14 protein-coding genes are annotated in these 13,911 nt (G+C 69.3%); 7 read left to right on the top strand and 7 right to left on the bottom strand.

Annotation, left to right across the window (positions count from 1 at the left end; genetic code table 11):
* Nucleotides 1-59: 59 nt before the first annotated feature.
* Both ACIBAF_RS35955 and ACIBAF_RS35950 read right to left on the bottom strand, forming a co-directional pair.
* Nucleotides 60-776 (bottom strand): SDR family oxidoreductase, encoded by a 717-nt coding sequence (locus ACIBAF_RS35955; protein ID WP_399468585.1) that lies wholly within the window; start codon nucleotides 774-776, stop codon nucleotides 60-62.
* A 56-nt stretch (nucleotides 777-832) separates the two neighbouring features.
* Nucleotides 833-1,648 carry an oxidoreductase gene (locus ACIBAF_RS35950; protein WP_399468653.1) on the bottom strand — a complete coding sequence of 272 codons (816 nt, stop codon included), beginning with the start codon at nucleotides 1,646-1,648 and terminating at the stop codon, nucleotides 833-835.
* 107 nt (nucleotides 1,649-1,755) lie between these two features.
* Here ACIBAF_RS35950 and ACIBAF_RS35945 point away from each other — a divergent pair, with 107 nt between their 5' ends.
* The 3 genes from ACIBAF_RS35945 to ACIBAF_RS35935 all read left to right on the top strand — a co-directional run bounded on the left by ACIBAF_RS35945 (nucleotide 1,756) and on the right by ACIBAF_RS35935 (nucleotide 4,670).
* Nucleotides 1,756-2,343, top strand: a complete 588-nt coding sequence (locus ACIBAF_RS35945) for a TetR/AcrR family transcriptional regulator (protein WP_399468583.1) — start codon at nucleotides 1,756-1,758, stop codon at nucleotides 2,341-2,343.
* A gap of 187 nt (nucleotides 2,344-2,530) precedes the next feature.
* Nucleotides 2,531-3,337 (top strand): IclR family transcriptional regulator, encoded by an 807-nt coding sequence (locus ACIBAF_RS35940; RefSeq protein WP_399468581.1) that lies wholly within the window; start codon nucleotides 2,531-2,533, stop codon nucleotides 3,335-3,337.
* Between the two features lie 127 nt (nucleotides 3,338-3,464).
* Nucleotides 3,465-4,670: a CaiB/BaiF CoA transferase family protein gene (locus tag ACIBAF_RS35935; RefSeq protein ID WP_399468579.1), complete on the top strand. Its 1,206-nt coding sequence runs from the start codon at nucleotides 3,465-3,467 to the stop codon at nucleotides 4,668-4,670.
* Between the two features lie 67 nt (nucleotides 4,671-4,737).
* On the opposite strand, the gene ACIBAF_RS35930 is transcribed toward ACIBAF_RS35935, so the two are convergent.
* Entirely contained in the window at nucleotides 4,738-6,405 is a 1,668-nt protein-coding gene (locus ACIBAF_RS35930) for a CocE/NonD family hydrolase (RefSeq protein ID WP_399468577.1), read from the bottom strand.
* Between the two features lie 567 nt (nucleotides 6,406-6,972).
* On the opposite strand from ACIBAF_RS35930, the gene ACIBAF_RS35925 reads away from it, so the two are divergent.
* Together ACIBAF_RS35925 and ACIBAF_RS35920 are read left to right on the top strand one after the other, a co-directional pair.
* Nucleotides 6,973-7,461 (top strand): MaoC family dehydratase, encoded by a 489-nt coding sequence (locus ACIBAF_RS35925; protein WP_399468575.1) that lies wholly within the window; start codon nucleotides 6,973-6,975, stop codon nucleotides 7,459-7,461.
* Entirely contained in the window at nucleotides 7,458-8,309 is an 852-nt protein-coding gene (locus ACIBAF_RS35920; protein WP_399468573.1) for an HpcH/HpaI aldolase/citrate lyase family protein, read from the top strand. Before ACIBAF_RS35925 ends, ACIBAF_RS35920 begins: the two co-directional genes overlap by 4 nt.
* 76 nt (nucleotides 8,310-8,385) lie before the next feature.
* Here the strand turns inward: ACIBAF_RS35920 and ACIBAF_RS35915 are convergent, their stop codons facing one another.
* The 4 genes from ACIBAF_RS35915 to ACIBAF_RS35900 all read right to left on the bottom strand — a co-directional run bounded on the left by ACIBAF_RS35915 (nucleotide 8,386) and on the right by ACIBAF_RS35900 (nucleotide 11,936).
* A complete protein-coding gene (locus ACIBAF_RS35915; protein WP_399468571.1) occupies nucleotides 8,386-9,021 on the bottom strand; it encodes a CGNR zinc finger domain-containing protein in 636 nt (211 codons plus the stop codon).
* 120 nt (nucleotides 9,022-9,141) lie between these two features.
* On the bottom strand, nucleotides 9,142-9,930 hold the full coding sequence (locus tag ACIBAF_RS35910) for an enoyl-CoA hydratase/isomerase family protein (protein ID WP_399468569.1): 789 nt from the start codon (nucleotides 9,928-9,930) through the stop codon (nucleotides 9,142-9,144).
* Nucleotides 9,931-9,996: 66 nt separating this feature from the next.
* Complete coding sequence (locus ACIBAF_RS35905; RefSeq protein ID WP_399468567.1) at nucleotides 9,997-11,217, bottom strand: alpha/beta fold hydrolase; 1,221 nt, start codon at nucleotides 11,215-11,217, stop codon at nucleotides 9,997-9,999.
* On the bottom strand, nucleotides 11,214-11,936 hold the full coding sequence (locus tag ACIBAF_RS35900) for a flavin reductase family protein (RefSeq protein ID WP_399468565.1): 723 nt from the start codon (nucleotides 11,934-11,936) through the stop codon (nucleotides 11,214-11,216). The genes ACIBAF_RS35905 and ACIBAF_RS35900 overlap by 4 nt, the downstream gene beginning before the upstream one ends.
* Before the next feature lie 196 nt (nucleotides 11,937-12,132).
* On the opposite strand from ACIBAF_RS35900, the gene ACIBAF_RS35895 reads away from it, so the two are divergent.
* Together ACIBAF_RS35895 and ACIBAF_RS35890 are read left to right on the top strand one after the other, a co-directional pair.
* Entirely contained in the window at nucleotides 12,133-12,987 is an 855-nt protein-coding gene (locus tag ACIBAF_RS35895) for an alpha/beta hydrolase (RefSeq protein WP_399468563.1), read from the top strand.
* A gap of 6 nt (nucleotides 12,988-12,993) precedes the next feature.
* Nucleotides 12,994-13,908, top strand: a complete 915-nt coding sequence (locus ACIBAF_RS35890; RefSeq protein WP_399468561.1) for an alpha/beta hydrolase — start codon at nucleotides 12,994-12,996, stop codon at nucleotides 13,906-13,908.
* The last annotated feature ends 3 nt before the right edge of the window (nucleotides 13,909-13,911 follow it).

Raw genomic sequence — 13,911 nt, 5'->3', positions numbered from 1 at the left:
GAGGTGGACGTGCCAGCCCGGGAGCAGCTCCTCCGCCGGCTCCCCGGCATCGGGGGATATCAGGACGCGGTCTGAATGCCGGCCAGTTGCGGGTAGAGCGCCGCAACGCCCCCGCCGAGACCGGCCAGCGCCTGACGGCTGGTGTCGTCCGCGACGATCTCGTAGGCGTCGGCGGCGATGCCGTCGGCAGCGATGCGGGCTATCTCGACGGGGTTGGCCTTGGGTGTGGCAAGCCCACGGGTCATGTCGGTGTCCATGTAGCCGACGTGCAGTCCGGCGACCCGGATGCCCTGGTCGGCGAGTTGCAGGCGCAGGGCGTTGGTCAGTGACCATTCGGCGGACTTGGCGGCGCAGTAGGCCCCGACGTCCGGGATGGCGAACCAGGACAGGACGGACAGGATGTTCAGGATCGCGCCGCCGCCGTTGGCCGCGATCTGGGGGGCGAAGCCACGGACCACGGAGAGGGTGCCGAAATAGTGGGTGTCCATCTCCAGGCGGATGTTGTCCAGGTCGCCTTCGAGCAGATCGGCGCCGGTGGAGGAGCCGGCGTTGTTGATCAGGACGGTCACGTCGCCGGTGGCCTTGGCCGCGGCGGCGACGGAGGCGGGGTCGGTGATGTCGAGTGCGATCGGCTTGGCGCCCGGCAGGTCGACCTGGTCGGGGTTGCGGGCGCCGGCGTAGACGGTGGCGCCGCGGCTGAGCAGCTCGGCCGCGAGTGCCCGGCCGAGCCCCCGGTTGGCTCCGGTGACGAGGACGGTGCTGGTGGAGAGGTCCATGCAAGGCTCCAGATGAGTCGGTGGATCGGTGAGTGGGTGGTGTGGTGGTTTGTGTGTCAGCCGGGCAGTCGGTTGAGTTTGCGGACCTGGCGGTCGAAGGCCCGGGTGGGGACGATGCGGCGCAGGGTGCTGACGCGTCGGGCGGTCGGGGTGGCGGCGTATCGCGGTTTGGGTTTGGGGTCGGTCGCGGCGGCGACGATTGCTTTGGCGACGGCTGCGGGGTCGTCGCTGCCCTTGAACGCCGCGGCCGTCACCTCGTCGAAGATGTGCCGCTGCTGGGCGTAGGCGGCCAGGGGTGTGTCGGCCGGCACGCTGTTGACCTCGAAGCCGGTGTCGGTGAAGGCGGGCTGGACGAGGAGGGACCGGACGCCGTGCTGGCGGAGTTCGTGGTCGAGGGATTCGGAGTAGCCCTCGATGGCGTGCTTGGAGGCGGCGTAGAGGGCCATGTAGGGGGCGGGGATGACGCCGAGAACGGACGAGACGTTGACGATGCGGCCGCTTCTGCGGGCGCGCATGTGCGGCAGGACCGCCTTGGTCATGCGGATGGCGCCGAAGACGTTGACGTCGAAGATGTGCCGGGCCTGCGCGAGGGAGCTTTCCTCGGCCGCGCCGACCGAGCCGACGCCGGCGTTGTTGACCAGGACGTCGATGTGGCCGAACCGCTCGGTCGCCTCCGCGACGGCGGCGGCGACCGATGCGTCGTCGGCGACGTCGAGGTCGATGAAGGTCACTCCGTGCAGAGGGGGGACCTTCGCCGCGTTCCGGCTTGTGCCGGCCACCTCGAAACCGGCTTCGGCGAGCGCGACGGCGGCGGCCTTCCCGATGCCCGAGGACGCCCCGGTCACGACCGCGACCGGCCGAATCGTCGTCATCATGATCTCCTGAACGCATTGGATTATGGTCGTAATGCGATTATCCTAGAGTGAGAGTTGTGCGGAGGGCAAGCGGTCCTTCCAGCGAAGTGACGAGGGAGGGGCGTATGGCCCGGTACGGCAAAGAGCACAAGCAGGCGACGAGGCAGCGGATCGTCGAGGCGGCCGGCCGCCGGTTGAAGCGGGACGGCATCGACGGCTCGGGCATCTCCACGCTCATGGCGGACGCAGGGCTGACCAACGGCGCCTTCTACGCCCACTTCGAGTCGAAGGAGGACCTCGTCGCCAACGTGGTCGCCGACCAGCTGCGCGCACAGAGCGCGAGCTTCAGCGAGCAACCGACCGACCAGGCCGGCCTGGAGCAGTTCGTGCGCGGGTACCTGTCGGTCGAGCACCGTGACAACCCCGAGGACGGCTGCCCGTCCGCCGCCCTGCTCGACGAGATCGGACGCTGCGCGGACGCGACCAGGCGGACGTTCACCGACGGCGTGCTGGTCGTCATGGACGACCTCGCCGCCCGCCTGGCGCCCGACGACCCGCCCTCGGCGCGAGCGAAAGCGCTCAGCGTCTTCGCCATGATGGTCGGGACACTGCAAATGTCCCGCGCCCTGACCGACCCGCACCTCTCCCGAGAAGTCCTCGACCAGGGCATCAACAACGTCCTCGCGGTGTTGAGCGCCGGGCCCGAGCGGTAGCGGCCGCCTTTCGCTCACGTCGTGCTGGGCCTGCTTGCGAGGGGATCGACACTGTCGACCTCGCGCATCGACGCCGAGTCGCTCGCGGACGCCCGTCGCGCCCTGAGGAACGACGGAAAGCGAAGTTCAGCTGCCGGCGCGTGAATGTACGCTACTGGCGTACGCGCACGGCAGGGAGGCGGAAGACATGAACGCGGGGGCGCAGCCGACGAAACGCGAGCGCAATCCGATGGGGGCGCTGACTCGCGCGCTCGCCGCTCTGGCGGAGATGGAGGACACGTCGGTCGGGCTGCGCGAACTGGCTCGCCGACTCGGCACACCGCCGAGTTCCCTGCAGCGGACCCTGGAAACGGCCTGCGAGACCAGTCTTGTGGCGTCCGGCCCGTCGGGGCGCTGGGAACTCGGATGGGAGTTCTATCGGCTGGCCGCCCTCGCCCAGCGCAAGCAGCCTTTCCACGCGGCCGCCGACGCGCTGGAGGCACTGCGCGATCGGACCGGAGAGACCGCTCTGCTGACTGTCTACGATCCGTATCGCAAGGCCCGCATGTTCGTGGCGGCCGCGGAGAGCCGCCACAGCGTCCGCTTCGTACCGGACCTGTTCCAGTGGATGCCGGCCCATGCGGGAGCGAGCGCACTGGCCATCCTCGCCTTCCGTCCCGAGGAGGAACGAAAGGCGCTCTGCGAACTAGGGCTCACTCCGCTGACCGAGACCACCGCCAAAAGCCCGGAGGAACTGGAGGCCCACCTGGCCGAGGTGCGGCGAGACGGCTTCGCCTTCAGCTTCGACGAGGTCAATCTGGCAGCCGCCGGTGTGGCAGCGCCCATCATGCTCGGCCAGGAAGTGACGAGCAGCGTGGCCGTCATCGCCCCCCAGCAACGCTTCGACAACATGCCGCGCGCGGAACTGGCGGACCTGGTCGTCGAGACGTCTCGCGCCCTTTCGGGCCGCCTGGGTGATCCAGGAGCCGCGCTGCGGGCCAGCGGCCGAATGTGACACCGGCAGACCTCCCTCTTCCTCGCTTTCGCCGTGTGTGACCAAGCACTCTGTCGAGGCACACCCTCAAGCTGTACGCTACAAAGAAAGAAATTGCCCCTTTAAGCGTTCACCTGAGGTGGTGCCCATGCAGACCACGCCGCTGTCCCGCTCGCTGGCGGGAGTCCGTGTACTGGACCTGACACGCAATCTGGCCGGGCCCTTCTGCACCATGCTCCTCGCCGATCTCGGGGCCGACGTGATCAAGGTGGAGACGCCCGCAGGCGGTGACGACACACGGTCCTGGGCCCCGCCGCTCTGGAACGGGCACAGCGCCACCTTCCTCACGGCCAACCGCAACAAGCGCAGCATCGCCGTCGATCTCGACGAGCCGGACGGTCAGGCGATCATCAGAGACCTCGCGGCCCGTTGTGACGTCCTGGTGGAGAGCTTCCGGCCGGGATCGCTCACGAAGCGTGCACTGGGATACGAGGACCTGAGGACGGTCAACCCCTCCCTCGTCTACTGCTCGGTCAGCGCCTACGGCGGAACGGGACCGATGAAGGACCGACCCGGCTACGACCCCGTGCTGCAGGCGGCGACCGGCATCATGGACATGACCGGATACCCCGACGGGCCACCGGCACGGCTGGGCATCGGCGCCATCGATCTGGGAACCGCCCTGTGGGCCGCGATCGGCATCCAGGCGGCCCTGGCGAACCGTGCCGACACGGGGCACGGCTCCCATGTGGAGGCCAGCCTGTTCGAAACGGCGACCTGGTGGATGTCGTACCACCTCACGGGCTACCTGGGCAGCGGCGTGGTTCCGCGCCGTCAGGGCACGGGGACACCGTTCATCGCGCCGTACGAGGTCTTTCCGACGGCCGACGGCGATCTGCTGGTCTCAGCCGGCAACGACCGGTCCTTCACGGCGCTCGTGAGCGAGCTGGGACTGCCCGGACTCGCCTCGGACGAGCGGTTCCGTACCAACGGCGACCGTGTCGGACACAAGGACGAACTGCGCTCGCTGCTGAGACCGGCGTTCCTCGCCGCGGATGCGGAAACCTGGGAAGAGCGCCTGGCCAAGCGCGGAGTGCCCTGCAATCGGGTGCGCACGGTCGCCGATCTGGCCGATGACGAACAGGTCGCGGCCCTCGGGCTGCTGACCACGGTTCCGCATCCCGATATTCCGGACCTTCGGCTGGTGGACACCCCCCTGCGGATGGACGGGGACCGGGCCCGGCACCGGTCCGCTCCCCCCGCCCTCGGCGAACACACCGACGACGTGCTCGCCGAACTCGGGTACGAGGCCATGACGATCAGGCAGCTGCGTGACAGCGGCGTCGTCGCCTGACATGCCTGGTGGTCTGCGGATCCGGTGAACGGGACCGCAGACCACCGGGCGCCCGCGCTGCGCGGGGCTAATCCGCGTCGGATCCGCACCGTACCGTGACTCGGGACGGGCATGGGGCCGCCCCGAAGTGAAGCGCCTGATGCGCCGGGACCATGCGGGTGCCCGAGGCGAGCGGTTCACCGGTGCCGAGATTGCGTGCGTAGAACGGGTGCGCGCCGCTGGACACCTGCAGGCGCAGGCGGTGACCCACGGCCAACCGATGTGCGACCGTTCCCAGGTCCAGCGAGAGGTGCAGCGGCCCGGAGCCGTCGGCCAGGCCCTTCTCGCCGCTGAGACGGATCAGGGTTTCGGCTATGCGCAGGGAGCGCCCGTCCGGCTGTACGTCGGTGATCCGCGCGAAGAAGTCGGTGTGCGGGGTGGAGGAGTCGACCCACAGATCGACACTCACCTCCCCCAGGAGCGTGAGCGGTGCGTCCAGTGCGGAGCTCGTGTAGACCAGCACGTCACCGCGGGCTTCCAAGGGCCGGTTGTCCGTGCTCGCCATGAGGTCCGCGGGAGCGAAACTGGCCAGAGCGACCGCCGGTGTCGGGTCGGCGGGGTCGTACACGTACGCGTCGACAAGACCGGCGTCACCGTCCGGGGCCTCGGTGTTCAGCGTTCCGCCCGCGCCCAGGTACCAGCTGCGGAGCCGGGTGTCGGGGGCGGGCCAGGTCGCGAAGTCCCGCCAGCCGGCGTCGGGGGTCACGTAGACCGTCACGGCCACGTCGGTCGCTGCCTCGCCCTGTTCCGGGCGAAGGTGGCGATCGAACCAGGTGAGGACTTCCCGATTGCTCCTGATCGGGTCGATCAGGTGGCTCCACGGTCCGGTGACCATGCGGTCTCCGGGCCGGCTGTGCCGCAAGCGGGCGAAGTCGTTCCACATGTGCGGGCGGTGGTAGTCGTACCAGCCGTCCATCAGCAGTGTCGGAGGCAGAGTCCCGTCGGTGAGCAGGCCGCTGAAGTCGAGGGGCGCCCAGTGCGGGTCGTCCGGCCCGTGGCGCAACCGCTCCTGGTAGAAGGGGATTTCCTGTCCGCCGTAGGCCTTGTCCGCGGTGGACAGCGGAAGCGTCAGAAATCCAGGGGCCGTCGCATCGCGCGGCGCTTCGGCGAGGGCGGTAGCAGGGTCGCCCGACGGCCGGTCGGTGGAGCCATCCCCGTCAGCGGTGTTCTGCAGCGAGCCCCACGACAGTGCGAGGTCCAGCCCGAAGGAGCCGCCCGGATACCAGGCCGAGACGCGGTCCGAGCTGTAGGCGCTGACGGCCAGAGCGCCGAGGCCCTCAGATGCGCCGGCCGCCGCTGCGTAGGCGGCGAAGCCCATGTAGCTGAAGCCGAACAGGCCCAGCGCGCCGTTGGACCAGGGTTGTCGGGAGATCCAGGCGCCGGTGGCTCTGCCGTCGTCCTTCTCGTGGAAGTAGGAGGACGGACCCCTCGTGTCCTGGATGACGCAGTGATAGCCGTGCGAGGCGAAGTAGATCCCCTGTGCGGCGAAGTTGGCCCGGCCGTAGGGGGTGCGGGTGAGGACGACAGGTCCGCGGGCCGCGTCCTGTGGGTGGTAGATGTCGGTGTGCAGTGGTGTGCCGTCGTCGGCCGGCACCGCACGGGATTCGACGACGACCGCGTGGGCGCCGAGCACGCCCGCGGCCCGCGTGGCGTCGTCTCGTTCCGTCTCCGTGACGGTGCTGAGTCGGCTGAGCATGGATGATCCTCTCCGTTGAGGGTCGTTGAGTGTCGGCTACGGGATGTGCGGCTCTGCCGATTCGACACGGGGCGCGTCCCACTCGTGGCTCACCGCGGTGAACCGTGCGTGGTGCTCACCGTGTGAGCGGATCCTTGGGGCAGGTGCACCAGAGCACCGGCCCGGGCCGGGCCCGCGGCGGTGACTGCTCGGCCGTCCAGGACATGGACCAGTTGGTCTCCCCGGGCCGGTAGCTGACCTGTCCCGCCCGAGCGATGTCGGCCGTCGTGTCGGTGCGGTGGCATGCTGCCGCCGGGCAGGAAGCGCGTCTGGGCGAACGCCTGACCCGCCGCCGCGCTCTGCCAGCGGAACTTCACCTCCATCGACTGCTCCCCCGGCATGGGGATCCAGGGCACGTCCTCCGAGGCCACCACGGTCTCGAAGAGGAATCGATCGCTGACATACCACCTCCTGGCCGAACTGCGTCCGCTCCGGACGAGCGGCCCCAGCGGGAGGAACGGACACTACACTCTGTACCTTACAAGGGGTAGATTGAACGCCAATAGCGTTCACAAGGAGGATGTGCAGATGACCAGCACCGTCCAGCAGATCGAGCAACGAGGGCTGTGGTACGAGGAGTTGAGCACGGACTGCGTTTACCTCCACCGGCCGGGCCGGACTCTCACGGAGGCGGACAACGTGTTGTTCACGACGCAGACCATGAACAGCCAGTCCCTCCACCTGGACGCCGCCTGGAGTGCCGTGCAGCCCTTCGGACAACGGCTGGTGAACAGCATGCTCACCCTGTCCACGCTCGTCGGACTCTCCGTGGGCCAGCTCACCCAGGGCACCATCACGGCCAATCTCGGTTTCGAGCGAGTCGCGTTCCCGCACCCGCTGTTCCACGGGGACACGTTGTACGCGGAGACGCAGGTCCTGGACAAACGCCTGTCGCAGTCCCGGCCCGGGGAAGGCGTGGTCCGGTTCTCACACGTCGGTCGGAACCAGCACGAGGAAGTGGTGGCCGAAGCGGTTCGCGTCACCCTCGTCCGCCTGCGGCCCGGGGGAAGCCGATGAACGACGCCGACGTGTTCGCCAAGGGGCCGGCCTGGCTGTTCTGCCCTGCCGACAGGCCCGACCGCTACGCGAAGGCAGCCGCTGCCGCCGACGTGGTCATCATCGACCTGGAGGACGCCGTCGCCCCTACCGGGCGTCGGCAGGCGCGGGAACAGCTGCTGCGCGCGGCTGACGTTCTCGCGCCCTCCGCGACCGTGATCCGGATCAATCCCGCGGGCACCGACGACCACCACGCGGATCTCGACGCCCTGGCTCGTCTGCCGTTCCGCCACGTCATGCTGGCCAAGGCCGAGTCCGGTGACCAGGTGGCCGCCTTGCAGGGGTTTGCGGTGGTGGCGTTGTGCGAGACACCGCGCGGCGTCCAGAACGCCTTCGCGATCGCAGCCGCCCCCAGCTGCGCCGGTCTGATGTGGGGGGCCGAGGATCTCGTAGCGGCTCTGGGGGGAACCTCGAGCAGGCGCGACGACGGCCGGTACCGCGACGTTGCCCGGCACGCCCGCTCCGCGGTCCTCCTGGCGGCGGCTGCCGCGGACAGGCCGGCACTCGACGCCGTCGTGCTGGACATCGCCGACGAGGCGGCGCTCAGTGAGGAAGCCGCCGATGCGGCGGCTTCCGGGTTCGCCGGGAAGGTGTGCATCCACCCGCGGCAACTTCCCTTCGTGCGCACTGCCTTCACACCTTCGGCCGAGGAGGCCGAATGGGCCCGAGCAGTACTGGACGCCTCCCGCGCCTCGGGCGCCGAAGGCGGGGTGTTCACCTTCCAGGGGTCCATGGTCGACGAGCCGGTTCTCCGTCGGGCTCGACAGATCCTCGCCAGAGCCCCGAGAGGACGGCAGTCAGCGTCATGACGGCACGGACCCGCTCAGCGTCCGGGTGTCCGTCAGAGGTGCGGCAGTGCCCGGGCTTGCCGTACCTGCCGTCGCGTCAGCTCTGCGAGGAGACCCCGCGTTCCTTCAGGCGGGCCCGGTAGGCCCGTACGTTCTGGGTGTTCCCACAGGTGGTGACGTCGTGCCACAAGCGTGAGCAGTTCTTGGAGCGGTCGTAGAACGCGCCGCGACAGCGGGGGTTCGCGCACACCTTCAGACGGCGCATCGTGTCGGCGTAGGTGGCGGCGGCCAGCTGGATCAGGACGTATGAGCGGACACTTTCGACACCGTTGCCACGCGGGTGCAGCTGTGCGCCGTCGGCGCCCAGACTGATCGCTGCCGTCACCTCGATCGACGGGACGGTGACGGCGGTGGACGGTTCTGTCGGATCTTCGGCATGGCCGGTGGCCAGTGCGGCACGGAGGGCGTCGCGCAGCGACCGGAGGCGGCCGAGGCCGCCTGCGTCAAGGGGATGCGGCACGAGGGGAGCGCTGGAGTCGATCTGGCTGAGTGCGGCGAGGGAGGACTTCAGCCATGACTCCGCCGTGTCCAGCGACTCCAGGAGATCGGGCTGGCGTGGCTTGCCCATGCTTGCGGTGTTCAACAGATCCTGTACGAATCCCAGCCCATCTGGAGCGCCGCTTTTCACTTCCTCAAAGCGAGCCGACGCAGGCCATCGGACCGCTGTAGTCATCTCGTCCTCCTGGTGTCTTCGTGGGCCGGGGTGGCCCATGTAAGAGCCTATCCCCTTCACCTATGACAATGGCGGGACTACGGAGGCGGGGGCCGTCTGCGCGACGGCCCCCGAGGGGGTCTACTCCCCGGTGAAGTCGACGGACGGTCGGGGCAGGCCGGCCTTGTAGGCCGACACGGCCGACGTCAGACCGGCGGCCACGTCCTTGGACTCGAACAGGGGGACCGCGATGTCGAACATCGCGTCGTCGGCGGCTTTCACGCCCCCGGCCTCCCACACCCGCAAGAGCGCCTTGTGCGCGGCATGTGCCCGGGTGGGCCCCGCGGCCACCTTGCGCGCGAACGACCGAGCGGCCTCGACGACGTCACCGTCGGGGAGGAGACGGTTGACGACGCCGGCCTCCGCCATGGTGGCGGCGGGCACCTGTTCCGAGCTCAGCGCCCATTCGTAGGCCCTGGCGCGACCCGCACGAGCGGCCGATCGGTAGATGCCGCCCAGCAGCGTGACGATGCCCAGGGTCTGCTCGGGGTGCCCGAACCGAGCCCCCTCCCCGGCGAAGATCACGTCGGACCGCAGCGCGAGCTCGAAGCCGCCGCCGAAGCACAGGCCGTTCACCGCCGCGATCACCGGCACGGGAATCTGCTCGAAGCGGTTGAACGCGAACATGTACCGCTCGAACAGCATCCGCAACTGCCGCACGTCGAGGTCGGGCCAGGTGACGATGTCCCCGCCGAAACAGAAGTCAGGCCCTTCGGCACGCAGCAGGACCGCCCGCGCCCCGGATGACTCCGCCTTCTCGACCGCGGCGAGCAGCTCCTCCGCCATCTGTTCGTCGATGCGGTTCTGCGGCGGGTTGTCCAGGACGATCTCGGCGACGTGATCGTCGATGTCGACACCCAGATGACTCATCGGTACTTCATTCCTTTCAAACACGGGTACGTCGACGCCCGCGCGGGACACGTGGGGAGAACTCGGTCACGCGCCCGGAGCGGGCTGCGGGTCACCGGCGTAGAAGTGATCGGGCGGGACGATGCCGGCCAGCCGGTCGCGGATCGCGGCGGAGAAGCGCAGGGCTGCTCCGAGCGGGCGATGGTGGATCGCCGCCCGGACGACCTGCCCGTCCGCGTTCTTCTGCAGGACGGTGACGCCGGAGAGCTCCACTCCGCCGAACGCGGTCGCCTCCCACTGCAGGTAGGTCGTGGTTCCCTGGGAGGCCTCGGCCGTGAATTCCAGCGAATCGTAGATCGCGCTCGCGGTGGCGAGCGTCGAGGCGACGAGCGTCCGACCGGTGATCGGCCGGGCGAGGACGCTGGCCTCCAGTACGACGTCCTCCGCGAAGCCCTCGGCGAAGGTGTTCTCGGACTGCTCCGAGAAGCCGCTGCGCCAGCCCGAGGCGGCGTCATCGGCGTTCAGGTTCCGGAGGAAACCGAGGACTTCGTGGACCAGGGCAAGGGGGTGTTCCACGTGCAGCCAGTGTCCGCCGCCGGAAACCGTCGCCACGCGCGCACCGGGGAAGCGAGGCGCGATGGCTCCGGTGACCAGGTCCTCGGTGACGAAGCCGTCGCTGTCGCCGCGGACGATGAGGACGGGGCCGGGGTACGCACTCTGCTCCGGGGCCGCGTCGACACCGCCGTTCCACAGGTCGACGTACCGTGCGACCACGGGCGGGGCCACCAGCAGGCCGCTGCGGCCCAGTGCGTCCAGTGCCTCGTTGTCGAGCGCCGGCGAGAGCTGCGTGCGCACGGCACGCTGGACCTCCGCGTTCCCGCCGAGGGCCCGGAACGGCTCGACGGCCTCTTCCGGCAGTCGGGTGCCTCCGAGGGGAACCGGCGTGAGCAGAACCAGTCCGGCGACGCGCTCGGGCCGGGCGGCGGCCGCGAGTTCGGCGACCTGGGTGCCCAGGCTCTGGCCCACCAGGACGACCGGTCCCTCGATGTCGTCGATGACGGATGCGATCTCGTCGGCGAAGAGGGCCAGGCTCAGTTTCTCCGTGTCCAGCGGGGCGGACGCTCGGGTCCCGGACCCCGGAAGATCGAGGCGCGCCGTCGCGGCGGCGCCGTCCAGGGCCTCGACGAAGCCGTCCCAGACGGTGGCGTCGTCCAGGAAGCCGTGGACGAGCAGCAGGGTCGGCGCCCCGGGGAGCACATCGCCCGCACCAGCGACAGCGGGGTCGATGCGAAGAGAGTCTCTGGTCATTTCGTTCCTGTCTTGGTTGATCCGGAAGGCGACCATTCCGCCGTGTCGATGGGTGAGAAGTCCGTCGGGCGTTCGTCGAGCCGTGCGCTGCGCGTCACGCGCAGATGTTCGACGAGTTCCTCGGGAAGCGGGGTGGTGAAGATGTTGTCGACGAGCGAGTACTCGGCGGCCAGGCGCCCGACGGCCCCCAGGGCACCGGTGTCGATGCGCCCGCCCGGCAGGTAGAGGTCGTCACGCACGTGGAAGCGCTTCACCCGCCCCCAGACCACGTGGTCCGGCATCGGGGGCATGGGAATGATCCGATCGACCACGCACTCCATGGAAACAGGAGCGCCGGCGATCCTGGGCGCAGCCACGACCTCACACTCGGCCTTCTCCAGGCCGAGGGCCTCGAATTCGTCGACCTCCGGGTCGAACTCGAAGGCGGAGCGGTGCACCGCGTCGGCCTGGCCGATCGACGCCATGTTGACCACGAATTCGCCGGTGTCCCGGATGTTGACGAACGTGTCCTTCAGGGTGACCTCGTCGGAGCGGGGCTGAAGGGAGATCGACACGATGGGAGGCAGGCGGCTGACGACGGTGAAGAAGGACACTGGAGCCACGTTGCCGATGCCCGCGGTCGACCGGGTGCTGACCCAGGCGATCGCGCGCGGCAGAACGCTGCCGATGAGGAGTTTGTAGCTCGACCTGGCGTCGAGCGATGCCGTATCGATGATCATTGCACTCTCCGTTGAACGCCCTGGTCGACGCGTTGGGATGTCGATCGCCCGGGAAGCACGGGGCGAGAGGGGTCGACTCTGATTGGTACAGGAGCGTAGCTCTTACGCCTATGACAACACCAGGTGTTCAGACGCATGAGAAATGACAGAGTCATACCGTTGTAACCTATGTACACGCCTGCTAGGGTCCGCCGCTATGAAAGCAACGACGCTTCCTGGTGCCCTCGGCGAGCCGGCACTGGAACTGCTCCACGCCGCGCCCACGGGTCCCGTGGCCCCGGGATCAGCCCGGTTGCTGTTCGTACACGGTCTTGGCTACGCCGCCTGGTGCTGGGAGGACTGGATGTCCGCGGCGGCCGCGGCGGGCCACGACAGCTGGGCGATCTCCCTGCGCGGACATGGCGGCAGCGGTGGCACGGCTGCCCGAGCGGTGCTGAGCGACTATGAAGCCGACGTCGTCCGTGCCGCGCGCTCGATCCCCGGGCCCGTCGTGCTGATCGGGCATTCCATGGGCGGACTCGTCGTCCAACGGGCGGCCGTGGCGGCGGGGGCCGCCGCGATGATCCTGGTTGCTCCGCTTCCCCCGCGTCCCGCGGTGCACACGGTGCTGTCGGTACTGCGCCGGCAGCCGTGGGAAGTGCCGCGCTACCTGGCCGGCAGACCGCTCCGGCTGGGTCCTCATATGCTCCACGCCAAGCCGGACGCCCCTGGGACGGCCGAGCTGGGCAAGCGCCTGACGCCTGATTCCCCGCTCGTCCAGTACCAGTTCCTGTTCCACCTGCCGACGCGCGTGCCGCCGCTGCCGGCCCTGGTACTCGCCGCCGCCGAGGACCGGCTCGTCCCGTTCGTCTCCGTGCGGGCCACGGCGAAGCGCTATGAGGCGGACATCCGGGAGATCGAGGGCGTCGGGCACAGCATGATGCTCGATGCGCAGTGGCCCGAGGGCTGGAAGCAGATCGAGTCGTGGCTCGCGGACAACCGCGAGGCGGCAGCAGGCCGTTCGGGCCCCCCGCCCGCCGTGGGGGGCAGGGAAATGCGAGGACAGGAATGAGAAACCATGGTTGACAAGCGAGACGTGGCGTTCACTGCCGAGGGCGGGGTGACCCTGCGCGGGTGGTACTTCGTACCGGACGGCGAAGGGCCTCACCCGGCCATCTCCATGGCCCACGGCTATGCGGGCGTCAAGGAGCACGCCCTGGAGGGCTTTGCCCGCCGGTTCGCCGACGCGGGCTTCGCCGTACTGCTCCATGACCACCGCACGTTCGGCGCCAGCGACGGGGAACCCCGTCAGGACGTCAACCCGTGGGTGCAGGCCGAGGACTGGCGTCGGGCGATCTCCTTCCTGGAGGCGCAGCCGGAGGTCGATCCGGACCGGATCGGCGTGTGGGGCAGCAGCTTCGCCGGCGGGCACGCCCTCGTGCTCGGCGCCACCGACCGCCGCCTCAAGGCCGTCGTCGCGCAGGTCCCGAACATCAACGGCTACCGGCAGGCACAGCGACGGGTGCCTCCGCATCTCGTTCCCGCCCTCGAAGAGGGGTTCGCGGAGGAGGAGCGCGGCGCCGCCCGCGGGGAACCGCTCCAGTACCAGCAGGTCGTCAGCAGCGATCCGGCGGTCCGCGCCTCCTACTACTCCAGCGACGCGGTCGACTTCTATCTCCAGGAGCTGCCCGAGGGCGTCTGGGAGAACCGCGTGACCGTACGGTCCACCCGCATGGCGCGCATGTACGACCCCGGGGCGTTCATCCGTAGGGTGTCCCCCACGCCGCTGCTCATGATCGTGGCCAAGGACGACTACCTGACGGTGACGGACGTCGCTCTGGAAGCCTACGAGGACGCCCTCGAGCCCAAGAAGCTGATCCTCATTCCGGGTGGTCACTTCGACCCCTACGGCAGCCAGTTCGAACCCGCCAGTACGGAGGCGCTCGGCTGGTTCCGCGAACACCTCCGCGACACCACCGAAGGACAGGAGTAGGCC

The organism is Streptomyces sp. NPDC051677 (assembly GCF_044453465.1).
Classification (GTDB): Bacteria; Actinomycetota; Actinomycetes; order Streptomycetales; family Streptomycetaceae; genus Streptomyces.
Note: the sequence above shows the minus strand (reverse complement) of the source record. Positions and strands in the feature narration are given on the sequence as shown.

Coding starts and splice junctions, on each gene's coding strand:
- ACIBAF_RS35955 (WP_399468585.1), bottom strand. CDS start 776: ATGGACCTCTCCACCAGCACCGTCCTCGTCACCGGAGCCAACCGGGGG.
- ACIBAF_RS35950 (WP_399468653.1), bottom strand. CDS start 1,648: ATGACGACGATTCGGCCGGTCGCGGTCGTGACCGGGGCGTCCTCGGGC.
- ACIBAF_RS35945 (WP_399468583.1), top strand. CDS start 1,756: ATGGCCCGGTACGGCAAAGAGCACAAGCAGGCGACGAGGCAGCGGATC.
- ACIBAF_RS35940 (WP_399468581.1), top strand. CDS start 2,531: ATGAACGCGGGGGCGCAGCCGACGAAACGCGAGCGCAATCCGATGGGG.
- ACIBAF_RS35935 (WP_399468579.1), top strand. CDS start 3,465: ATGCAGACCACGCCGCTGTCCCGCTCGCTGGCGGGAGTCCGTGTACTG.
- ACIBAF_RS35930 (WP_399468577.1), bottom strand. CDS start 6,405: ATGCTCAGCCGACTCAGCACCGTCACGGAGACGGAACGAGACGACGCC.
- ACIBAF_RS35925 (WP_399468575.1), top strand. CDS start 6,973: ATGACCAGCACCGTCCAGCAGATCGAGCAACGAGGGCTGTGGTACGAG.
- ACIBAF_RS35920 (WP_399468573.1), top strand. CDS start 7,458: ATGAACGACGCCGACGTGTTCGCCAAGGGGCCGGCCTGGCTGTTCTGC.
- ACIBAF_RS35915 (WP_399468571.1), bottom strand. CDS start 9,021: ATGACTACAGCGGTCCGATGGCCTGCGTCGGCTCGCTTTGAGGAAGTG.
- ACIBAF_RS35910 (WP_399468569.1), bottom strand. CDS start 9,930: ATGAGTCATCTGGGTGTCGACATCGACGATCACGTCGCCGAGATCGTC.
- ACIBAF_RS35905 (WP_399468567.1), bottom strand. CDS start 11,217: ATGACCAGAGACTCTCTTCGCATCGACCCCGCTGTCGCTGGTGCGGGC.
- ACIBAF_RS35900 (WP_399468565.1), bottom strand. CDS start 11,936: ATGATCATCGATACGGCATCGCTCGACGCCAGGTCGAGCTACAAACTC.
- ACIBAF_RS35895 (WP_399468563.1), top strand. CDS start 12,133: ATGAAAGCAACGACGCTTCCTGGTGCCCTCGGCGAGCCGGCACTGGAA.
- ACIBAF_RS35890 (WP_399468561.1), top strand. CDS start 12,994: ATGGTTGACAAGCGAGACGTGGCGTTCACTGCCGAGGGCGGGGTGACC.